Below are 21382 nucleotides of genomic sequence, written 5' to 3'. Positions count from 1 at the left end.
TAACGACCACCTGCTCCGCCCGTTCCACCCGCAGAGTTCACCAAGCCGCTCCCCTGATCGCCACGTCGCGAGAAGGCACCAGTATCCCGCTCCGCGGAACGGGTTGACCATGTTCCAGCCCTTTTGCGCCACCCCGAGTGCGCCCGCTCGGCTCGCCGAGGCGCCACGAGTCGCGATCAGCGCGAAGCCCGACCGTGGGGCGGGGTGGCATCTGCGCGGTGAGCCTGCGGCCACCGCGGGCTCGTCATGCGTCCGGACAGGCCTTGGCGCCCACGCCGCGGCCGGATGTCCTCGGCTGCGAGGTGCCGGCGGCCGCGGAGGTGCCGCACGTCGGGGCCAGGTCGGTGTGCAGTATGTCGTGGTCCGAGTACGGGCTGGGCTGCACGCCGTGCTCGAGCGGGGCGATACCGCGCAGGAAGACGTAGTCGAACTTGCTGTGCCAGTCGGTGGTCGTCTCGCAGCTGCCGGTTGAGGAGGGGCGGCACTGGGGGTCCGTATCAGCGGCCAACGCCCATACCCGGGCGAGTTCGGGGGCGTCCGGCACGGCGTTGAAATCGCCGAGAACGATCGCGCGGTCGTGCCGGGCCACGGCTGCGGCGAGTACGCCGGTCTGCTTGGCCCGGACCTCCTCTTGGCGTCGCTGGGCGAGGTGTGTGTTGAAGACCCGGACGGACTGTCCGCCCACCCTGGTGGTGACTGCCATGTACCCACGGTCTTCGGATCCGCCGTCGGGGTACTCCACGTTGACGCGGTCTGTCATCGGTGCCGCCGAGAGGATCGCCTGGCCGTAGCCCCCCGGATTCCACGGCGCTCCCCCGCAGCGGCCCCAACTCTGCAGAACCGTCCCGTACTCGACGTGGTAGACGAGCCCGTGGAGGCTCTGCAGATACTCCCGGATCCTCTCGACGTCACGCACGCACGCTTCCTGAAGGCCGATGACCTGGGGCGCATACGCGGCGATCTCCGCCGCCCGGCCGACGTTGTTCCCCTCGCAGGGGTTGCAGATGTTCCACGTCATGACCCGGTTCGGTACGACGTCCCTGACGGCTTCGACGGGCGCCGACCTGCCGAGGACGGCACCGCTGGGTGCACTCGGGCCGACGAGCAGCAGGCAGGCCGCGACCGCGGCGACTGCGAGCAACCATGTGTTCCGTCCGAGCCCACCCCGTCCGAGCACCGCCGCCTCCTCACAGTGGACACCCATGGCATCTGACGTCTCCATGCGCGACGTTACGGGACGAACCTGTGAGCAACGCTGCTTCTGCCCCTTCACCGCCCCGGCCCTCGCCCCGCAGCGACGATAACCCACCCCGCAGCGCCCCACCCCGCAGCGCCCGGCCCACCGTCCGCTGCTGCTCGGGCCAGGACCTGCCCGCGGCTTAACGCAGACCGACCCGCACCCGGACGGGAGCACGGGTCGTCGGCCAGGGTTTGGCAGGGAGCGGGGATCGGCGGGAGGCACAGCCGCTCTGCGCGCGGCGCGGTCGGTCAGTTCTCCTGGAGCACGGCGAGCACGTTTCCGGCGGGGTCGGTGAACCACGCGATCGCCTCAGGGCCGCCGTTGCCGACGCGGACGATGCCCTTCTCGTCGTGGTCGAATCCGGGGTAGCGCACCAGGGTCACGCCGCGCCGCTCCAGGTCGCCCACGGCGGCCTCGATGTCGTCGACGGGGAAGTTGAGAATCGTGAACGTCGCAGGGGTGTGATTCTCCTTGGGGTAGATGAAGACACGGGCGCCGCTGCCGAGCTTGAGGGTCAGCATCCGCATGTCTCCCTGTCCGGTCTCCTCCACATCGAGGCCGAGGACCTCACCGTAGAACCGGCGGGCCTCGCCGAGGTCGTCGACCGAGAAGCCGCTGAACGCCTGCGATTGTCCGAGCATTCCGTGTGTCTCCTTCGCGGGTGAGCTGAGCCGTCCTGACAGCTCAGGGCACACCACGCGCGGCGGGGCCGGACGCGCGCCGCGCGGGCGGCGTCCGGATGGTCGTGCGCCCTTCACCCTCAGGTAGCGAGGTCCGAGCGCCGCCGGTGCTCCCTCTCGGGCTCGTGGCCGCGCCTCTGAGACCCGACATGCGGGACGGTCCCGTTCGGTGGAGTCTGAGGATCATGGCGCGTAAGCACGGGCGGACCGATGCGGCCTCCGACGTGGAGGACGTACTCGACGAGCTCTACACCACGCCCCCGCCCGACTTCGTCGCCCGGCGCAACGAGCTTGCCGCCGCGGCCGAGACGTCCGGCCAGGTGGAGGAGGCCCGGCTGATCCAGGCGGCCCGCCGCCCCACGCTCGCTGCCTGGGCGGCGAACCTGCTGCTGCGTTCCCAACCGGAGGAGAGCGGGCGCTTTCTGGAGTTGGGCCGGGCGCTGCGCGAGGCGTATCGAACCCTGGATGCCGAGGGCATCAAAGAGCTGTCCGAGCAGCGCCGGAGTATCGTCTCCGCGCTGTCCCGGCAGGCGGCCGAGCTGGCTCGTGCGGCCGGGCACCGTCTGTCGGACGCGGCGCGGCAGGACCTCGAATCGACCTTGCGGGCCGTGCTCGCCGATCAGGACGCGGCCGGCCACTGGGCCACGGGCCGTCTGGAGAACGCGCTCACCCCGCCGTCGGCCTTCCCCTCCGGCACCGCCCCGGCGGGCGGCACCCCGCACAAGCCGCGGAGACGCGCAGCTGCACCTTCGTCGGGGACGCCGGCGAAGAACGACCTGGCCGACCGGCGGCGCCGCAAGCGGCAGGAGGAACTCGCCCAGGCTCGCAAGGCGGCCAAGGAGGCCGAGCGGCACCTGCGCGATCAACGTACGGAGCAGGCGGGCGCCGACGCGGCGTTGCGACGGGCGCGCCACCGACACGACCGGGCCCGTGAGCGGGAGACGGCAGCCGAGCAGCAGCTACAGCAGGCGCGTGAGGAGCTGCAGCGGGCCGACCGGGAACAGCAGGAAGCCGAGGACCGACTTCGGACGGCCGCAGACGCCCTGGCCCGGGCCGAGCAGGCGGCGCGCGCGACGGCCGACGAGGTGGAACGCCTGGCCGGATCCGACGGGTAGGGCCGGAGTACGGGGTACCCCCTGAAGATCCGCGACCCGTGCCGGATATGTTCGTTGTGCCGGACGTGCCCGCACCACGTATTCCCTCTGGCCACGGTGAAGTTGCTCCGCCCAGGGACGGGGGTGGTGGACATGGGCCCGCTCTCCTTCCCACGTGGCGGCACAGGATCGTGCAGGAGCCGACGTTGCGGACGGCCTACGAGTTCTGTCGACGCCGGACGCGGCGAGACCCGGCCGAGTACGCGCTGATCCAGCTCGCCCCCCGGCCCGCTGCGGCCGGCCTGCTGGGCGCTGTGGGCCGCGGCGAACGCGGTCGACGATCTGGCCGACGACCGGCACGCCCCGGTCCACGGACGCGCCGTCCAGATCGAGGCGTGGATCACCGCTCTCGACTGGTGGACACCGCGTGGCGTTGGCGCCTGGACCTGTCGGGGCTGCGCGGTGCGCTGGATGTGGTGCGCGACGACGTGTGCGGGCGCAAGTTCGCCGACTGGGCCGCCTGGCGGGCCTGGGGCCGCCGGACCCTGCTCCTGTGGCAGGCCATCACCACCTACAGCCGACGCCAGCGCCGTCACGGCACCACTCCCCCGGCATGAGCCGGTCGTGGACATCGGCTGCGAAAACCCCGTGGAGGCGGTGATCGGCACCGTGTTAACGTCCGAACGCCGGCCGCGGGACTCCGGTGCGACTTCCGGAACCTGCCTATGAAGCAATGATTCGCAGCTCGTGCCTCCATTCCCCGGCCGGCTTCTGGCAGGGGGGCAACACATGGGCGGGCGGGGCATGGAGTCGTTCGGGGATCTGATCGCGGCCGATGACGTGCTGCTGTTCGTCAATGCCGCGATCACCGCGACCGGGCAGCGTGAGTTCCACTCCGACGCCGGTGCTCAGCGGCTCTCCCTGGACTTCCTGCACGCGTACATGCTGGGCAACTACCGTGACCTCTACGCGGGCGTGCTCGCTCTCGACATCAACGACCACAATGCCGCGCTGATCATCCGCCGGCTGCTGGAGACGGCCGCCGAGGCCACCGTGGAGCAGCGCCGCAGCGAAGGGCGCCTGATCGCCGGGCGGCTGGCGGTCCTGCCACCGCAGCGCGTGTACGGGCTGTTCGGCGCGCTGCGCCGCGCCGGGGTGAACAACCGCCGAACCCGCGCTCTGCTGCGCGACTGGCTGTCCGCCCGGCCCGATCTGGCCTTCGACGCGGTCAAGTACCGCAGCGGCCTGAAGCAGGCGCTGCGACACGCGCATCTGGTACCCGGCGACGGCGAGATCGGCACGTTCCTGTTCGCGCCGCTCAGCCGCGCCCGCTACGACATCCCGATCCTGGAGACATGGCGTCGCGCTCACTTCGAGCAGGCGGCCGTGTTCGAGCTCCCTTACACCGTCGCCGAGGGGTTCGCGGCCCAGCACGGCATCCCCCGCAAGGTGTTCCTGGAGCGGATCGCGCCGCGGTTGACGCGAGGGGAGGCGCTGCGGCTTCAGGAAGCCGCGCAGGCGCGGGGCCCTGCGGCGGCGGAGGCGGTGAAGACCGACCTGTCCCGGATGCCGCTCACGCGGCTGGCCGGATATGCGCTCTCGCTTCCGGCCGAGGAGCGCGTCGTACGGCGCGCGGAGCTGGACGGCGCGCTGCGCACGGCCGCCCAGCGGGTGGCCGGCGCGCACCGCGGGACATGGGGCCGGGTGACGGCCGTACTGGACGACAGCTTCTCGTCGTACGGTTCGGGCGTGAAGCGGCGTCGGCCGCTGGCGGTCGCCCTGGCCTGCCACTATCTGCTCGGTGTGCTCGCCGGGCACTACCGCGGGCTGTGGACCTCCGGGCGTGGCGATGCGCTGTTGGCGCACCCGGTGGGTCCGACCCCGCTGGGTGAGCGGGTGCTCGACGGGCTGGAGACGTCGCCGGACCGGCTGGTGATCGTCTCCGACGGCTGGGACAACGCTCCGCCCGGACTCGCCGCCGAGGTCCTGCGGGTCTGGCGCACCCGCCTCGACACCGAGCGCCGCACCAGTGTGGTTCACCTCAACCCGGTCTACGACGCCGCGGACTTCGACGTACGCCGGCTGTCCGCGCGTGTGCCGACCGCCGGCATCCGTGACGCGGAGGACCTGCCGGCGCTCGTCGAGATCGCGCAGTTCGCCGAGGGCCGGACCGGGCTGGCCGAGTTGACGGCATACCTCGACGCCCGCGCGGCGCGGCTCGCCACCGTCCAGGCCCAGCGGGTGCAGGGGGCGGACGGGGCAACGGGGACGGACGGGAGTTCACGATGACGTCGCACGAACGGGGCCCGACCCCCTCCGCGGAGCCTTCCGGGCTGCTCGCCGGGCTTCGGACCCGCCCCTCCCAGGTGTGGGGAGCCGTGCGGCTGGTGCCGCTCGTCCGGCCCGAGCCCGTCCAGGACCTGCGTCTGCATCCGCGCCTCCACAACGGTCCGGGCGTGGTCGATCTGGGCCGCAAGGGCACCTACTTCTCCTACATCCCGCACAGCTTCGTCGCGGAGTGGACCGGTGACGGATCCCCTGCGGCCGCCTACGGCACACAGCTGACCGGTTCCCAGCCGGAGCGGGAGGCGTTGGAGGCCGTACGGCTGCACTTCCACCGTCGTATGGCACGTCAGGAGGCCAAGCACCGGCTGCGGTTCCTGCCGCTCCACCTGGCGTTGGAGGGCTATCTCTCGCTGCACTTCGGCGGGCCCTCCATCGCGTGGGAGGAGTGGTCGCGGCAGGCCCTGCGCCAGGGGCTGTCCCCACGCGTCGAGGCGGCCTTTCTGGGCACCGAGGTGCCGGGGCTGGCCGACGCGTTGAGTGTCTTCGAGATCCACCCCGGTCAGTGTGGCGTGCTGGTCTGTCTTGCCGACGCGCTCGCGGCGGCGTTCGTCGTGCCGCACCCGGAGGACTACCGCACGCTGCACCCCACCCTGGTGCAGGACCTGTACGGCGACCTGGTGCACCACTACGCGACCCTGATGCCGCCGGTGCCGGACTTCCGGGCCCGCATCACCGACACCGGCATCCGTGCACTCGCCGAACTGCGGGCGGCCGTCGCGCAGCAGACCGCCCAGTGGGCCGACTTCCACGACACCACCATGGCGGCAGGGCTGCTCGAACAGGAAAGCACCTGGCAGCAGGTCCGGCGGATGGGCCGTTTCACGCTCTCCCGCTTCCTGCCGGAGTTCCGCCCCAAGCAGGACAACCACATCGGCGAGGCGATCAGCGACGAGCAGGGGCAGGTTCTCTACCTCAAGACCTTCCGGCTGTCCGAGAGTCAGGTCCGCCGGGGCTACCTGCTCAGCCGTCTCGCCGCACACGACTGGCACCTCGCCGACACCGCCGCCGAACTCGGCGTGGAGAAGGCCCAGTTGTGCCAGCGGCTGGAGGCTGCCGGGTTCGGTCATCTGCTGCGGCAGAGCGCGCGAGGCCGCTAGGGCGGGAGTTGGCCTGTACCAACACCTTGACAGAGCGTTTCCGTCACTTCTTAAATCATGAAGTGAAATAAGTGGCTCCTGAGGTCGAGGGCCGCTACCTCCACTCCCCCCACTCATGCCGCTTCGCCGGCGCAGGAGAAGAGATGCTCCCCACCCCGCGACCAGCCATCGGCGGCCGCCACCGGTCACGTCGGGCTCGCACCCGTGGTCCCTTGGCCGCGGCCTTCGTCGCCGCCGCGGCGGCCGCCTCGCTCCTCAGTGCCGTACAGCCCACACAGGCGGTCGCCGAACCGGCCGTCGCCGCGCTGCCCACCGGTTGGTCCACGGTGGTGAACGCAGGCAGCGGCAAGTGCCTGGACGCCCGGGCGGCGGGGACGGTCAACGGCACGGCGGTGCAGCAGTACGCCTGCAACAACAGCACCGCGCAGCAGTGGAGTTTCACAGCGACCGGCGACGGTTTCGTGCGGATCGCCAACCGCAACGACGCCCAGCAGGTGGTGGACGTGAGCGACGTGTCCACTGCCGACAACGCGGCCGTGCACCTGTGGACGTACGGCGGTGGTGGCAACCAGCAGTGGCAGGCCGTGGACGAGGGCGGTGGCTCCTATCACTTCGTCAACCGGCACAGCGGCAAGTGCCTTGACGTCCCGTCGGCCTCGACCGCCGACAGCGTCCAGCTGGTGCAGTACACCTGCAACGGTACGGCCGCCCAGCGCTTCCGGGTCGCACCCGTGAGCACCGCTCCGGGGGACGTCGACCTCGGGCCCAACGTGGTCGTCTTCGATCCGTCGATGCCCTCGGCCACGATCCAGAGCCGACTGGACTCGATCTTCCGGCAGCAGGAGACGAACCAGTTCGGCTCGCAGCGCTACGCGGTCATGTTCAAGCCGGGCACGTACAGCAACGACGTCAACGTCGGCTTCTACACCCAGGTCCTGGGCCTGGGCCAGTCCCCCGACTCGGTCACCCTCAACGGCGCCGTGCACGTGGAGGCGGACTGGTTCCCGCCGCAGAACGCCACCCACAACTTCTGGCGCGGCGCGGAGAACCTGTCGGTGAACCCCACCGGCGGCACCGACCGGTGGGCGGTCTCGCAGGCGTCCGGGTACCCGCATGACTCAGAGGTAATCGACGGCTCTCCCCTCCCCTGGCAGGATCAGGGACACCGCCGGCAACCACCGCCGGAGCCCGATCGCGACCGCGAGGAGAGCGCCATGTCCGTCAAGTCCGTTCCGTCTACGGCCAGTTCGGCGAGCACGGCGAGTTCCGTCGCCGAGGCCACCCGGTCCGTCGTGCAGGAGTTCGTCGCCGCCCGGCTGGCCGGCGACACCGAGCGGCTCGTCGCGCTCTTCGCCGAGGAGGTCGACTGGCTGCTCGCCGAGAACCCGGTCGTCCCCTGGATCCGCCCACGGTCCACCGCCGCCGAATGCGCTGCCCAGTTCACGGAGTTGACGGAACACACCGTCCCCGAGGACGCGCGCGCCTCCGTCGACACGTTTCTCGTCGACGGCACTGACGCCGTGCTGATGGGGCACCTCTCCGGAACGGTACGCGCCACGGGGAAGACCTTCGAGGGCCCGTTCGCGCTGCATCTCACCGTGGAGGACGGCCGGATCACCCGCCACCACCTCTACGAGAACAGCCTGTCCATCGCCCAGGCCTGCGCCCCGTGAGAGCACCGCACGTCTCGGTGCGCGTCTCAGGGCGGCGTGCCGTCGCCTATCGCTCGCAGGTCCGCCCTGAGGGTGACGAGCCAGTTCTCGACGTCCGTCAGGACCGGCAGCAGCCGGCCGGCCGGCATGGAGTGGATCGCGTACGGCACGGGGACCGGTGGCACCCGGATGCCGCCCGGCGCGAACCCGGACGCCCGGACGGCCGCGGTGGCCGTCACCTCGGCCGCCTCACGTGCCCAGGTCGCCGCGGCGGCGGGTACCTCGCCGTCGAGGTGGCGGGCCGCGATCCGTGGCAGCCAGTTGGCGCCGACCAGGGTGTGCACCGCGAAGTTGAGGGCGGCCGGCCAGTCGGGCGCCGTCTCGTGATGCGTCCCGGGTTCGCTGCGGTACTGGGCGTATGCCGCCTCGGCGAGCCGCAGCCGGTGCCGTGTCCGCCATCGGTGCTCTGTTTGCCACCGGCGCTGTGCTTGCCACCGGGTCCGCTCGCCGGCCTCGGGGGGTTCTGGTTCCGGGAGCGCCGGTGCCGCGGGCGCCGCAGGGGCGGGCAAGGTGGCCGCCACCGCCGCCGGGATGAGGAGCGCGGCCTCCTGGAGCAGCCCGGCCATGCCCCGCCGGACCTCGGTGGCCGCTCCGGCCGGCCACGCCAGGACCCCGCACAGCAGGCCGATGCAGGAGCCCGTGAGGACGTCCACCACGCGGACCTCCCCGATGCGCCAGGTGACCGGAGCGAGCTGGGCGAAGGCGGTGGAGACGACGAGCGTGAACAGTCCCTGTGCCCACGCCAGGCCGGCGACCGGTCCCACGGTGAAGGCCAGCAGCATGATCGGGACCAGCAGCGCCGCGTAGACGTCGGTCGTCTCCCCGGCCCACAGGATCAGGGCTCCTGCCGACAGCGCCCCCGCGAACGTGCCGACCACCGCCAAGCGCACGGCGGACCAGGTGGCCCCCGCCGTGGTGCGTCCGAGCGTCAGCACGGCGAGCAGGACCCAGAAGCCGTGAGCGAGGTCCAGCGAACCGGCGACGAGGCGTGCCACGCCCAGCCCGAGCCCGGTGCGCACCGCGTTCTGGAACGCGACCGAGCGCAGGGTCAGGTTCCCGGTGAGTCGCCGCGACCACAGGTGGATCGCGGGGGGTTCCGCGTACCAGAGCTGATCGCCCGGGAAGCCGTGTACGACCCGTCTTCCGCCGAGCGCGACGGACAGGGCGGCCCGCGCGGTCACGGCCGAGGCCGCCTCCGCGAGGACGGCCGACTGCCGCCGCAGGATGTGGGGTGACGGGGGTTCACGGGCCTCCGCCGCCCGTGTGCGAGCGGTGAGGAACTGCTCGACCATCTCCTCCAGTGCCTCGGATCCCGCTACGGGACGCCGGCCACGCAGGTTCTCCGCCATGGCGGCGCACTGCGCGGCGATCGCCGCCTGGAGCGATCCCGACACGTGGTCCCGGGCCGGTGAGGGCAGCGCGTGCTCCGCGGTGCGGGCCAGCTGGTCGAGGAGCCGGCGGGTCGCACCGCCGGTGTGGGCCAGCGCGCGCTCGGTGCGGCCCGCGCCGGTCGGTCGTACGGCGGGCGGCAGCCGCGACAGGCGCAGGACCTGGCCGGCCGCGCGCAGCTCGCGGACGCGGTCGGGGTCCGGCACGCCGCCGCCCGCCGCGGCTCTGCCCGCGCGCGCCGCCACGTCCAGCGCCGAGGCGAGCCGCTCGCGGTAGGGGACCTCGGCGGGCGCGGGCAGCACCAGCAACTCGCAGAGCACCATGAGCGCGCCGCCCAGGAGCAGGCCCGCGAGCCGCTCCGGGAGGGTGTCCGGCACATACGGCGGGAAGCAGGCCAGGATGTAGAACAGCTGCAGGCCGGGGGCGACGCCGGCCGGTGCCGGGCCGAAGGCCGCGCCGAAGGACATCACGAAGCCCACGAGCACCATCCCCGCGACCGCCGGGCCGGTGGCCACGGCGAGCGCGGTGCCGAGCGTGGTCAGGGCCACGGCGACCGGCAGGACGCGCAGGACGACGCGAGCGCGGTCCCGGCCCGAGCCGGGCAGCGGGGACAGGATGCCCAGCGAGATCGGGGTGAAGAAGGCGTACAACGCGACAACGGGCTCATCCAGTGCGTATACGGCCGGATAGAAACCGGCGGCGGCCGCGAGGCTGATCCGTGCGGCGCGACGCGCGGCCTGGACGCGGTCGGGTGACGACGGCCGCTCCGCCATGGCGCTCCTTCCCGCGGCCCCGCCCCGGGGAGCATCCCCCGCCGTACTTCCATTTTCCGCAGCGGCGCGCTCCCGGCAGTTCCGGCGGACCCGGCCCGCGGGACTACGGCGTGGCGGCCCGTGCCGTGACAGGGAGCGCTGCCCGGCCTCCTCTCGCACCCGCTCGTACCGGCGTCTCCCCCCGACGACGGGAGCCCCTAGCCCACCCGGGTCCTCTGCGCCGTTCCGACGTGCTCGCGGCGGTGCGTCCCGTGGCCGCCGGGCGTCCGATGGGCCATGTTGCTGACCGTCGAGCCGATCGGCACCGGCCGGATGCGAAGGAGGCCCCGCGGTGGGTGAGCTGTACATCGACGGCGAGTGGACACAGGCGGCGGCGGGCGGACGGCGAGAGGTGGTCAACCCCTACGACGCCTCCGTCATCACCGGCGTCGACGAGGCCGACGCCACCGATGTGGATCGCGCGGTGCGTGCCGCACGCCGTGCCTTCGTCGAGGAGGACTGGGCGTACGCCCCCTCCCGGCGCCGCGCCGACCTCCTGCTGCGTGTCCAGAACCTGCTGCTGCGCGACAAGGAGGACATCGCCCGTACCGAGACCCTCGACACCGGAAAGACGCTGACCGAGGCCCGTATCGACGTGGAGGACGTGGCGAACGCCTTCCGCTATTTCGCCGAACTCGCCGGCAAGGACGGCGGCCGGGTCGTCGACGTCGGGCCGGACGTCCTCAGCCGTGTCGTCTACCAACCGGTCGGCGTCTGCGCGCTCATCGCCCCCTGGAACTACCCGCTGTTGCAGGCATCCTGGAAGGTCGCCCCGGCGCTGGCCGCCGGCAACACCTTCGTCCTCAAGCCCAGCGAGACCACCCCGCTCACCACCATCGCCATGATCCGGCTCATCGAGGAGGCCGGCGCACCGCCCGGCGTCGCCAACCTCGTGCTGGGCTCCGGGGCGACCGTCGGCGCGGCCCTGACCAGCCACCCCGAGGTCGACCTGGTGTCCTTCACCGGCGGTCTGAACACCGGACGTTCCATCATGGCCAGCGCCTCCGAGGGGCCGCGCAACATCGCCCTGGAACTGGGCGGCAAGAACCCCAACATCGTCTTCGCGGACGCCGACTTCGACGCCGCGGTCGACTACGCCCTCGACGCCGCCTTCCTGCACTCCGGGCAGGTCTGCTCGGCCGGTTCGCGGTTGCTCGTCGAGGAGTCCCTGCACGACAGGTTCGTCGAGGCCTACGCCGAGCGCGCGCGGGCGATCCGGCTGGGCAACGGCCTGGCGGAGGGCACCGAGAGCGGCCCGCTCAGCTCCGCCGAGCACCGCGAGAAGGTCGAGGGCTATATCGCCGTGGCCAAGGCGGAGGGCGCCCGGCTCGTCACCGGCGGCACCCGCCCCGACGACCCCGCCCTGAGCCGCGGCTTCTTCCTGCTGCCGACGATCTTCGCCGACTGCGACCGGTCCATGCGCATCGTCCAGGAGGAGGTCTTCGGTCCCGTGGTCACCGTCGAGCGCTTCCGTACGGAGGACGAGGCGGTGGAACTGGCCAACGACACCCGCTACGGCCTGGCCGGCGGGGTCTGGACCTCCGACGCGAGCCGCGCCCAGCGTGTCGCCCAGCGGCTGCGGCACGGCACCGTATGGATCAACGACTTCCACCCCTACGTACCGCAGGCCGAATGGGGCGGCTTCGGCCGCTCCGGCGTCGGGCGCGAGCTCGGCCCCACCGGGCTGCGGGAGTACCAGGAGGCCAAGCACATCTACCAGAACCTCTCCCCCGCCCCCTCCGGCTGGTTCAAGGGCTGACCAGAGCTGCCCAGGACACCCACAGCGTCCGCCCGTGGCACGACGGCCACCGACGAAGAAGGGCACCGCATGGCCACCACTCCCGCACCCGGCACCGAGTCCGCCTACGACTACGTCATCGTCGGCGGCGGCACCGCCGGCTGTGTGCTCGCCGCCCGCCTGAGCGAGGACCCCGACTGTCGCGTCTGTGTCATCGAGGGCGGCCCCAGCGATGTCGGCGACGAACGCGTCCTGCGCCTGCGCAACTGGATCAACCTTCTCGGCTCGGAGTTCGACTACGGCTACACCACCGTCGAGCAGCCGCGCGGCAACTCGCACATCCTGCACTCACGGGCCCGGGTGCTCGGCGGCTGTTCCTCGCACAACACGCTGATCAGCTTCCTGCCGCTGCCGCAGGACCTCGACGACTGGGTGAGCCGGGGCTGTTCCGGCTGGGACCCGGCGACGATCCTCCCCTACCGCGACCGGCTGCTCACGCAGATCGTCCCGGTGGCCGAGGCGGACCGCAATCCGATCGCCAGGGACTTCGTCACCGCGGCGGCCCGCGCGCTCGGCGTCCCCGTCGTCGACGACTTCAACGCCGAACCCTTCGCCGACGGCACCGGCTTCTTCTCCCTGGCCTACCAGCCGGAGGGCAACCTGCGGTCCTCCGCGTCCGTCGCCTACCTCCACCCCGTCCTGGACCGGCCCAACCTCACCCTGCTCCTGGAGACCTGGGCCCACCGGTTGCTCACCGACGAGGCGGGGCGGCTGACCCGGGTCGCCGTCCGCGACGCCGACGGTCGACCGGCCACCGTGCGTGCCGAGCGCGAACTCCTGCTGTGCGCGGGCGCCATCGACACCCCGCGCCTGCTGATGCTCTCCGGTATCGGTCCGGCCGACGAACTGCGCGGCCTGGGCATCGAGGTGCGGGCCGACCTGCCCGGCGTGGGCGAGAACCTGCTGGACCACCCCGAGTCCGTGATCGTCTGGGAGACGGCAGGTCCGCTGCCGCCCAACTCCGCGATGGACTCCGACGCCGGCCTGTTCCTGCGCCGGGACACGGGCCAGCCCCGCCCGGACCTGATGTTCCACTTCTACCAGGTGCCGTTCACGGTCAACACCGAACGCCTGGGCTACCCGGTGCCCCGGCACGGGGTGTGCATGACGCCGAACGTGCCGCGCGCCCGCTCCACCGGCCGTATGTGGCTGCGCAGCGCCGACCCGGCCGAACATCCGGCCCTGGACTTCCGGTACTTCACCGATCCCGAGGGCCATGACGAGCGCACCATCGTGGACGGTCTGCGAGTCGCCCGCGAGGTCGCCGCCACCGACCCGCTGCGCGGCTGGCTCCTGCGGGAGGTCGCGCCCGGCCCGGCCGTGGTGTCCGACGCCGACCTGTCCGAGTACGGGCGCCGCGCGGCACACACCGTCTACCACCCGGCGGGCACCTGCCGGATGGGCGCCCTCGACGACCCGATGGCCGTGTGCGACCCCGGGTTGCGGCTGCGCGGCTTCGAGGGTGTGCGGATCGTCGACGCGTCGGTGTTCCCGACGATGCCCACCATCAACCCGATGGTGACGGTCCTGCTGGCCGCCGAGCGCGCCGCCGACCTGATCAGCGGCCGCCCGGCGGCCGCGGAGCGGAGGGCCGGACAGTGACCGGCTCGCAGCCGTCCGCCCCGGCGTCCGGCACCCCGGGAGGGGAGCCGGGCTCGGAGTTCCGCAAGGACATGGGCCCCTGGGCCAACTTCGCCCTCGGCTTCACCTACCTCTCCCCGGTGGTGAGCACCTACACCCTCTTCGGCATCGCGATCGTCGACGGCGGACCGCCGATGATCTGGGCGTTCGTGCTGGCCGGCTGCGGCCAGTTCCTCGTCGCGCTGATCTTCGGCGAGATCGTCGCCCAGTACCCGATCGCGGGCGGTGTCTACCCCTGGGCCCGGCGGCTGTGGGGCAAGCGCTGGGCGTGGATGACCGGCTGGGTGTACATGTGGGCGCTGCTGGTGACCATCACCTCCGTCGCGTACGGCGCCGGCCCCTACATCGCCATCCTCTTCGGCTTCAGGACCACCGTGCACACCACCGTGCTGTGCACCGCGGTGCTCATCGTCGTCGCCATCCTCATCAACTACATGGGCACCAAGGCGCTGTCGGCGGCGGCCATCATCGGCTTCGCCGGCGAGCTCATCGGCGCCCTCGTCGTCGGCATCTACCTGCTGACCACCCACCGGCACCACGGCATCGGCGTCATCTTCGACACCTACGGAGTCGAGGGGGACGGCTCCTACCTGCCGGCGTTCCTGGCAGCCGCGATCATCGGCTTCTACCAGTACTACGGCTTCGAGGCGTGCGGCGACACCGCCGAGGAGGTCGCCCACCCGGGCCGCGTCATCCCCCGCGCGATGCGCCGCACCATCTACATCGGCGGTGCCGCGGCCACGTTCACCTGTATGTCGCTGCTGCTGTCGGTCACGGACTTCGACGCGGTCATCTCGGGCGAGCAGGCCGACCCGGTGGTGGACGTGCTGTACGACGCCATGGGCGAGACCGGGGCGCGGCTGGTGATGGCCGTGGTGCTGATCTCCTTCCTGTCCTGCACGATCAGCCTCCAGGCCGCCGCGGGGCGGCTCATCTACTCCTACGCCCGGGACGAGATGATCGTCGGGCACCAACTGCTGCGACGGTTCGCCCATGCCCGTGCGGTGCCCGGCTACGCGCTGTTCGTGTCCGCGGCGGTGCCGCTGCTGATCGCCTTCGCCTCGCTGCTCTCCGAGGACGCCCTCACCAACATCGTCTCGTTCGCGATCCTCGGTATCTACGGCTCGTTCCAGATGGTGGTCCTGGCCGCGCTGCGCGCCCGCCTCAAGGGCTGGCGTCCGGCGGGCGAGTTCACCCTGGGCCGCTGGGGTCTGGCGGTGAACATCGGGGCGCTGGCCTACGGCATCTTCGCCATCATCAACATCTGCTGGGCCCGTACCCCGGAGAAGCCCTGGTGGGAGAACTGGATCGTCCTTCTCTGCGGCGCGGTGGTGGTGGGCACCGGCCTGCTCTACATGTTCACCACGCACCACTACGGCCGTGGCGGCGCGCCCTCCGGCGACGCCGTGCCGGACAGCTGAGGTCCGGCCGCCTCCCGTTGCCTCAGGGGCGGTACCCGTCCAGCGTCCGAAGCGCCTCGTCGGCCGCCGCGCGGGTCGCCGCCACCGCGTCGGCCGAGGCGAGAGCGGTGAGCCGGGCGCGCAGCCGCCGCTCGCCCTGCGGCGGTTTGCCGGTGGTCGCGAGCCAGTGGGCCAAGCCCTCCGTGGCGTGGAAGCGGACCGTGTCGTCCGGGTCGTCCAGGCCATGGACGAAGCGCGCCAGGTCGTCTCCGGTGTTCTCGTCGGTGGCGTTGTACGTGTCGAGGAGCGAGAGCGCGGCGGCCCGGACATCGGCCGAAGGGGTCCGGTCCACCGTCCGCCGCAGTCCGGGCAGCGCCTCCGCCAGGCCGATGAGTGCGTTGTGCGTCTGCCAGACCGTGTTCGGGTCGGCGGCGAGGTGGGCCACCAACGCCCGGGCCACGGAACGGCGTTCCCAGGGGCGGAGCCCGTCGTCCACCAAGGTGCCCAGGCCGGCCACCGCTCCCGCGCGCACATCGCCGTCCGGGTCGTCCAGAAGCGGAAGCAGCAGCCAGACGGCGTCCCAACGCCCCGCCTGCCCGACGGCCTTCGCGACCGCCGCACGCGTACGACCGGGCAAGGCCGGGTCGACGAGAGCCATGCGCAGCATCCCTGCGGCGGGCCGTGTCCCCGCGGCTCCCAGCGCGTCCGCGGCGGCCGGGCCGGCCACGGCGTCGCCGAGCCAGCGCCCTGCCGGCCCGCTCACCCGTTCCTCGCCCCGTCGGCCGAGCCCACGCAACAGCACGGCCGCCACCTTGGCGTCCCGTTCCGCCTCCAGAGCGCCTACGAGAGCGTCCTGGGTCTGCGCGGCCTCCACGTCGGACAACCGACCGGCCACCGCGATCCGCAGCCGCGCGGATGCGTCGCGGAGCCCCGTGACCAGCGAGTCGCGGAGACGCTCGGTCCACTGCCCGGGGAGCAGTTCGAGAGCCCGCACGCGAGCGTCTGCCTCGCCCCGCTCGGCCGTACGGACCACCTCGGCCCAGACGGCGGGGTCGTCCCGGAAGCGGTACACGAGAACGCGGGCGCGTCCCCACACGGCTGGTTCCCGGTCGCCGAGAAGCGCCACGAGCCCGGGGACAGAGCCCGGCACACCCAGGGCTCCCAAGCCGTCCAGGGCGTTGATCCGCAGGTGATGGTCGGGATCGCGGAGCAGGCGTGAGAAGGCGTCCACGACCTCCGGGCCGTCGAGCCCCAGCCGGATCGCGGCGCGCGAGGCCCGGCGCCGGACCCATGGGTCCTCGTCGCCCATCAGGGCGGGCAGCACCGTACGGCCCGCCTCGGCGACCCCGAGTCGGCCGAGCCCCGCGGCCACGGCCTCCCGCACCTCGGGCGCCCGGTCGTCCGCCACGCCGACGAGCACCCCCGCGTGCTCGTCCCGCCCGACCCTCCCCAGCCCCTTCGCCGCGGCCGCGCGCCGCCAGGTGTCGCCGTCCTTCAACTCCCGCAGAAAGAAGGCGATCTGTTGTTCCGATCCCATGAGCACCCCGGTGAGTGAGACACGGCGAGCGGGACGGAGGTTGTAGCGGCGCGCAGGGGGGTGGGGACGGTTCCGGCTTTCCGACCTAGGGCGGCAGACTCCTGCCTGGTCTCCTAGTCTCCTGGTCGGTACCGGACTGGCCTTTCGGGGCGCCCCTGGCCGGCTTCACAGATCGAGCTGGTACTCCAGCGCCTGGTGGGTGGGGACGTACCCCAGTGCGTCATTGATGCGCCGCATGTGCGTGTTGCTCCCCGCCGTATCGGTGACCAGGCCGGCGAGTTCGGGGTGGTCGGTGCGGGCGAGGCGGATCGACTCGGCCTTCATCCAGCGGCCGAGGCCGTGGCCGCGGTGCTCGGGCAGCACGCCGGTGCCATAGTGCTGCCCTTCGCCCTTGCCGTCGCCCGGCACGACAAGCTCCGAGAAGCCGGCGATCGAGCCGTCCGACGCGTCGACGGCGACCACGGTGGTGAGCAGCTCGCCGCGGTCGGCGACGGCCTTGGCGGCGGCCAGAACTCTCTCGACGTCCCAGGCGACGACACCGTAATCGGTGTCGTCCATCGGCATGTCGTCCATGGCGCGGCGCGAGTGGGCAAAGGTCTCGGCCAGCTCCTCGGGGACGGTGCCGCGCCAGGCCGTGAGACGGTAGCCGGGGTGCGGCCGTTCGACGATCGCGTTGATCTCGTCGACCGCGCCGCCGTCCAACTCGTCCAGCGCAAGCCGGGCATACGTCAGTGTCAGCACCCTGCGGAAGCCGCTCGCGGCAAGGAAGTGGTCGCCGGGCGTGCCCGCGTCGGCCTGCGCGATCACCGACCGCCGGCCCGCTTCCCGCGCGGCGGCCACCGCCGTCTCCAGAAGCCGCGACCCGACCCGTCTGCGCCGCTCCGCCGTGTGCACGTTCAACTGGAGTTCGGCCAGGTGGTCCTGGCCCTCCCGGGTGAACACCCGGAGAAACGCGGACCCGAGCGGCTCGCCGTCATCCCCGCCGGCCAGCCACGCGAGGCGATAGCCGGAAGAGGTGCGGTCGGGATCGGTGAGGGCAGTGATGTGTATGGGCAAGACGGCTCCGGTGCGGTCATCGGGGTGCGGTACGGCCACAGTCGATCACGCAACCGGCTGCGACGACAGGGAATTCGGCGGAGCGCAAGACGTGTACGAGCTTGCCCCGTACGTGACGGCCCGCCAACTACCGCAAGGCGGCCGGCACTTGGTCGGGTCTCTGGCGCACCGGCGACTGCGGTGCCGTCGGCGGCGAGCGGTTCGGCCGCATGCGACAAGGTGCGGCAGCAGGCGATCGGGCTGGCTGTCGAGGACCGCCGGTCGCCGCTGCTCACTTGCCCCAGATCCTCCGGTACGCCTCCCGGTAGCCGGACGGATCCCAGGTGGTGGCGCCTTCGCTGTTGTCGGCCGTGGTGATGTGGACGGGGGCCACGTACCCGCTGGCGGGTCGGCCGGAGAAGGCGCGGTTGAACTCGTCGACGATCTGCCAGCCCTGCTGGGTCAGCGGTTCGGGCACGGTGGCGGCCTGGTACTGCCTGCTGTTGATGCGCTGGAAGGCGGAGGGGTCGCCGTCGCCAGCGCCGATGTTGAACGGTGGGCCGGAGCCCTTCTCACCGGCGGCACGGAATGCGGGTGCCGCGTCGGCGAAGTACAGGTCGTTGATGGCGACGGAGTGGGTCCACCTGTTCTGGAAGCGGGAGAGGAGAGAGGCGATCACCCGTGGGGTGCGGCTGCTCGCGTCCGGGATCGGGATGTTCTCGTACGCCAGCAGCTTGACGTCCGAGCAGGTGGCGAGCTCCTTCCTGATCAGGTCGGACTTGTTCTTGGCGAAGGGGATCGAGGCGTCGGTGATGAGCACGGCGCCCGCCCGGCCGCCCGAGTCGGCGATGATCCATTGGGCGCTGATGGCGGCGACGTCCTCGACCCGGGTGGTGACGTTGGTGAAGAGCTCGGGCCGCCGGCTGGGCCCGGGAGCGGCGACGGCGTGCCAGCCGATGAGCGGGATGCCTGCCGCGTTGGCCCTCGAGACCTGCTGCAAGGTCGAGTTGGGGTCGAAGCCGCCGATGACGATGCCCGAGGGTCTGACGGCCACGGCCTGGCTCATGGCCGCCTGGATGCCGGCCGGGGTGCCCCCGCCGTCGATCACCCGGGCGTTCCAGCCGATGGCCCGCGCCGCTTCCCGCATTCCCTTCGCCGCGCCGGCGACTCCGGGGTTGGTCATGGTCTGGGCGACGTAGACGATGGTCTTGCCGGGCTCCGCCGCGGGGCCGGTGGTGGGCCCGTTCCAGGAGACGTCGGTCTCCTCCGCCCGGCTGACAGCGGCCTGCGCCCGGGTGTGGACCTCGGGGCAGCCGCTCGGGCCCCCGGTGGGCTGGTCCGGTCCGCTCTCCGAGCCGCGTTCGCAGCCGGCGAGGACGCTGGTCGTCGCCAGCAGGGCGCAGGCGGCGAGCCGAACTCGGCGGACGCCGGTGGTGGCCTTGCGGTGGCCGTTGCGGTGCACGAGAGCTCCTCCCGGAGTCATGGGCGGGCGGATGGCACCGGGCGCGCGGGCGGTGCCCGGGGTGTGGGTCAGGGGGCGGTGCTCGTCGGACCACCGTCCTGTGTCGGGGTGGACGGTGGCTCCGGCGGCTCGGCAGGCGCGTCGCGGGCGGATACGGCGCCGGTGCGGAGTCGGCGGCGGGCCGCGTAGCCGGCCAGGCCGACGGCGAGGAGCAGGGTGCCGCCGTGGAACAGCGGGACCGTCCAGAAGTCGGCGCCCATCTGGCCGATGCCGGTGAGTCCTACGGCCAGGACGGCGACGGCGACGACCGTGCCCAGGGCGTTGGGCCTTCCGGGTTTGATGGCGGTGGCGCCGAGCAGGGCGCCGACGAAGGCGGGCAGCAGGTAGTCGAGGCCGACGCTGGGATTGCCGATCTGCTGCTGGGCCGCGAGCAGTACACCGGCGAAGCCGACGATCAGTCCCGACGCGGTGAACGCGTAGACGGTGTACCTGCGGGTCGGGATGCCGACCAGGTCGGCGGCGCGCGGGTTCGACCCGATGACGTACAGGTACCGGCCGAGCGGCAGCCGTTCCAGCACCAGCCAGAGGACGCCCGCGAGCGCGAGCACGTAGAAGGCGGGCACCGGCAGGCCCAGGAACGTGGAGTCGTACAGGTCGGTGAAGGCCGCCGGGAGACCTTGCGGTCCGGGGACGATCCGGCCGCCGTCGGTGACCCAGCCGGTGACGGCGTACAGCATGCTGCCGGTCCCGAGCGTGGCGATGAAGGAGTCGATCCGGCCGAACACGACGATGACACCGTTGAGGACGCCGACGGCCGCCCCCGCGACGATCACCGCGAGGCAGGCGAGCGGCCAGGGCCACCCGTTGTTGACGATGAGCTGCATCACCATGACGTGGGCGAGGCCGAGGCCGTAGCCGATCGAGAGATCGAACGCGCCGGTGACGATGGGGACCATGGCGGCGAGCGCGAGGACGGCCGGGATCGACTGGTTGGACAGGATCGAGTCGACGGTGTCCAGCGTGGGAAACGTACGCGGCAGGGCGAGGGAGAAGATCAGGAAGAGCAGGCCGGTGAGGGCCAGTAGGCCGTAAGCGCCGATGAAGTGCCCGCCCGGGCCGCGCAGCGAGGGGGTCATGGATGCGTCGCGGTTCCGGAGGGCGGCATGGCCGAAGCCGACCGGGTGAGCCCGGCGACGGTGAGGGCCGGGCCGCTCAGCTCGGCCGTCACGGACCCGCCGACGAAGACCAGGGCGCGCCGGCACGCGCCGACGACCTCCTCGAAGTCGGTGGAGATGAGCAGGACCGCGAGGCCGGCGGCCAGCGCCTCGTCGAGCAGCCGGTAGACGGTGGCCTTGGCTCCCACGTCCACGCTCGCGGTCGGCTCCTCGAGGATGAGCAGGCGCAGGCCCAGCCGGAGCCAGCGGCTGATCATCACCTTCTGCTGGTTGCCGCCGGACAGGGTGGCGATGGGGGCCTCGCTGTCGCGGGGTCGCACCGAGAACCGTTCGATGAGGGCGGTGGCCTCGGCGCGTTCGCGGCGGGGGCTGATCCACCGCGGTGCCGGCGGGCTTGCCGCGCCGGGGTTGGCCAGGAGGTTCTCCCGTACGGTCAGCTCGGCGAGGCAGCCCTCCCGCTGCCGGTCCCCGGGCACCAGGCCGACTCCGAGGCGGACGGCGTCCGCGACCCCGCTCGGGTGGTACGGCCGGCCGCCGAGGAGTGCCCGGCCGTCGACGATGGGCCGGGCGCCGGCCAGGGCCCGTCCGAGGTCCGTGTGTCCGGCGCCCGAGAGGCCGACCAGGCCCAGGACTTCCCCGGCCCTGAGTTCCAGAGCGACCGGTCCCGCGCCGGCGGTCCGTACTCCGTCGAGCGTCAGGACGGCGGGGCCGTCGGCGGGGACGGGGGCGGGGTGGCGGTGTGTCAGTTGCTCGCCGACGATGTCGTGCACCAGGCGGGCGGGGCTGTGCCCGGCGAGCGGGCCGTGGCTGACGAGGTGCCCGTCGCGCAGCACGGCGAAGGTGTCGGCCACCGCGTACACCTCGTCCAGGCGGTGGCTGACGTAGAGGATGCCGTGCCCCCGGTCGCGCAGGGCGTGCAGGACGCGGAAGAGGCGGGGGCCGCCGGCGCGCCGGGGGGGGGGGG

General features: G+C 72.4%; 16 protein-coding genes and 1 pseudogene. 9 read left to right on the top strand and 8 right to left on the bottom strand.

Annotation, left to right across the window (positions count from 1 at the left end; genetic code table 11):
• Positions 1-244 precede the first annotated feature (244 nt).
• Together ADK36_RS44370 and ADK36_RS44365 are read right to left on the bottom strand one after the other, a co-directional pair.
• Entirely contained in the window at positions 245-1222 is a 978-nt protein-coding gene (locus ADK36_RS44370; protein ID WP_078916316.1) for an endonuclease/exonuclease/phosphatase family protein, read from the bottom strand.
• A gap of 266 nt (positions 1223-1488) precedes the next feature.
• A complete protein-coding gene (locus ADK36_RS44365) occupies positions 1489-1881 on the bottom strand; it encodes a VOC family protein (protein ID WP_048582693.1) in 393 nt (130 codons plus the stop codon).
• Between the two features lie 224 nt (positions 1882-2105).
• Between ADK36_RS44365 and ADK36_RS44360 the strand changes: the two genes are divergently transcribed.
• The 6 genes and pseudogenes from ADK36_RS44360 (at position 2106) to ADK36_RS47550 (ending at position 8130) form a co-directional block, all read left to right on the top strand.
• Positions 2106-3035 (top strand): hypothetical protein, encoded by a 930-nt coding sequence (locus ADK36_RS44360; RefSeq protein WP_053201627.1) that lies wholly within the window; start codon positions 2106-2108, stop codon positions 3033-3035.
• Between the two features lie 374 nt (positions 3036-3409).
• Positions 3410-3631, top strand: a complete 222-nt coding sequence (locus ADK36_RS49780; protein WP_199830376.1) for a hypothetical protein — start codon at positions 3410-3412, stop codon at positions 3629-3631.
• Between the two features lie 187 nt (positions 3632-3818).
• A complete protein-coding gene (locus ADK36_RS44350) occupies positions 3819-5303 on the top strand; it encodes a hypothetical protein (RefSeq protein ID WP_053201631.1) in 1485 nt (494 codons plus the stop codon).
• Entirely contained in the window at positions 5300-6457 is a 1158-nt protein-coding gene (locus ADK36_RS44345) for an ARPP-2 domain-containing protein (protein ID WP_053201626.1), read from the top strand. Before ADK36_RS44350 ends, ADK36_RS44345 begins: the two co-directional genes overlap by 4 nt.
• A gap of 143 nt (positions 6458-6600) precedes the next feature.
• Positions 6601-7566: pseudogene (locus tag ADK36_RS44340) on the top strand (RICIN domain-containing protein); the annotation flags it as partial.
• Positions 7567-7671: 105 nt separating this feature from the next.
• Positions 7672-8130, top strand: a complete 459-nt coding sequence (locus ADK36_RS47550) for a nuclear transport factor 2 family protein (RefSeq protein WP_078942613.1) — start codon at positions 7672-7674, stop codon at positions 8128-8130.
• A gap of 26 nt (positions 8131-8156) precedes the next feature.
• On the opposite strand, the gene ADK36_RS44335 is transcribed toward ADK36_RS47550, so the two are convergent.
• Complete coding sequence (locus ADK36_RS44335) at positions 8157-10331, bottom strand: FUSC family protein (RefSeq protein ID WP_053201623.1); 2175 nt, start codon at positions 10329-10331, stop codon at positions 8157-8159.
• Positions 10332-10662: 331 nt separating this feature from the next.
• Here ADK36_RS44335 and ADK36_RS44330 point away from each other — a divergent pair, with 331 nt between their 5' ends.
• The 3 genes from ADK36_RS44330 to ADK36_RS44320 all read left to right on the top strand — a co-directional run bounded on the left by ADK36_RS44330 (position 10663) and on the right by ADK36_RS44320 (position 15230).
• On the top strand, positions 10663-12129 hold the full coding sequence (locus ADK36_RS44330) for an aldehyde dehydrogenase family protein (protein WP_053201621.1): 1467 nt from the start codon (positions 10663-10665) through the stop codon (positions 12127-12129).
• Positions 12130-12198: 69 nt separating this feature from the next.
• Positions 12199-13770, top strand: coding sequence for a GMC family oxidoreductase (locus tag ADK36_RS44325; RefSeq protein WP_053201619.1), 1572 nt, complete (start codon positions 12199-12201; stop codon positions 13768-13770).
• Positions 13767-15230 (top strand): APC family permease, encoded by a 1464-nt coding sequence (locus ADK36_RS44320; RefSeq protein ID WP_048582686.1) that lies wholly within the window; start codon positions 13767-13769, stop codon positions 15228-15230. The genes ADK36_RS44325 and ADK36_RS44320 overlap by 4 nt, the downstream gene beginning before the upstream one ends.
• Positions 15231-15252: 22 nt before the next feature.
• Here the strand turns inward: ADK36_RS44320 and ADK36_RS44315 are convergent, their stop codons facing one another.
• The 5 genes from ADK36_RS44315 to ADK36_RS44295 all read right to left on the bottom strand — a co-directional run.
• Positions 15253-16746 carry a HEAT repeat domain-containing protein gene (locus ADK36_RS44315; protein WP_053201618.1) on the bottom strand — a complete coding sequence of 498 codons (1494 nt, stop codon included), beginning with the start codon at positions 16744-16746 and terminating at the stop codon, positions 15253-15255.
• 165 nt (positions 16747-16911) lie between these two features.
• The gene (locus ADK36_RS44310; protein ID WP_078916324.1) at positions 16912-17802 is read right to left on the bottom strand and encodes a GNAT family N-acetyltransferase; all 891 of its coding nucleotides are present in this window, start codon (positions 17800-17802) and stop codon (positions 16912-16914) included.
• 271 nt (positions 17803-18073) lie between these two features.
• Positions 18074-19264 (bottom strand): substrate-binding domain-containing protein, encoded by a 1191-nt coding sequence (locus ADK36_RS44305; protein WP_053201616.1) that lies wholly within the window; start codon positions 19262-19264, stop codon positions 18074-18076.
• 47 nt (positions 19265-19311) lie between these two features.
• A complete protein-coding gene (locus ADK36_RS44300; RefSeq protein WP_053201614.1) occupies positions 19312-20379 on the bottom strand; it encodes an ABC transporter permease in 1068 nt (355 codons plus the stop codon).
• A partial coding sequence (locus ADK36_RS44295; RefSeq protein ID WP_159391264.1) for an ATP-binding cassette domain-containing protein occupies positions 20376-21382 on the bottom strand: 1007 nt, incomplete at its 5' end. The genes ADK36_RS44295 and ADK36_RS44300, both read right to left, overlap by 4 nt.

The sequence above is a fragment of the Streptomyces viridochromogenes genome (assembly GCF_001270495.1).
In the GTDB taxonomy this organism is placed as follows: domain Bacteria; phylum Actinomycetota; class Actinomycetes; order Streptomycetales; family Streptomycetaceae; genus Streptomyces; species Streptomyces viridochromogenes_A.
Note: the sequence above shows the minus strand (reverse complement) of the source record. Positions and strands in the feature narration are given on the sequence as shown.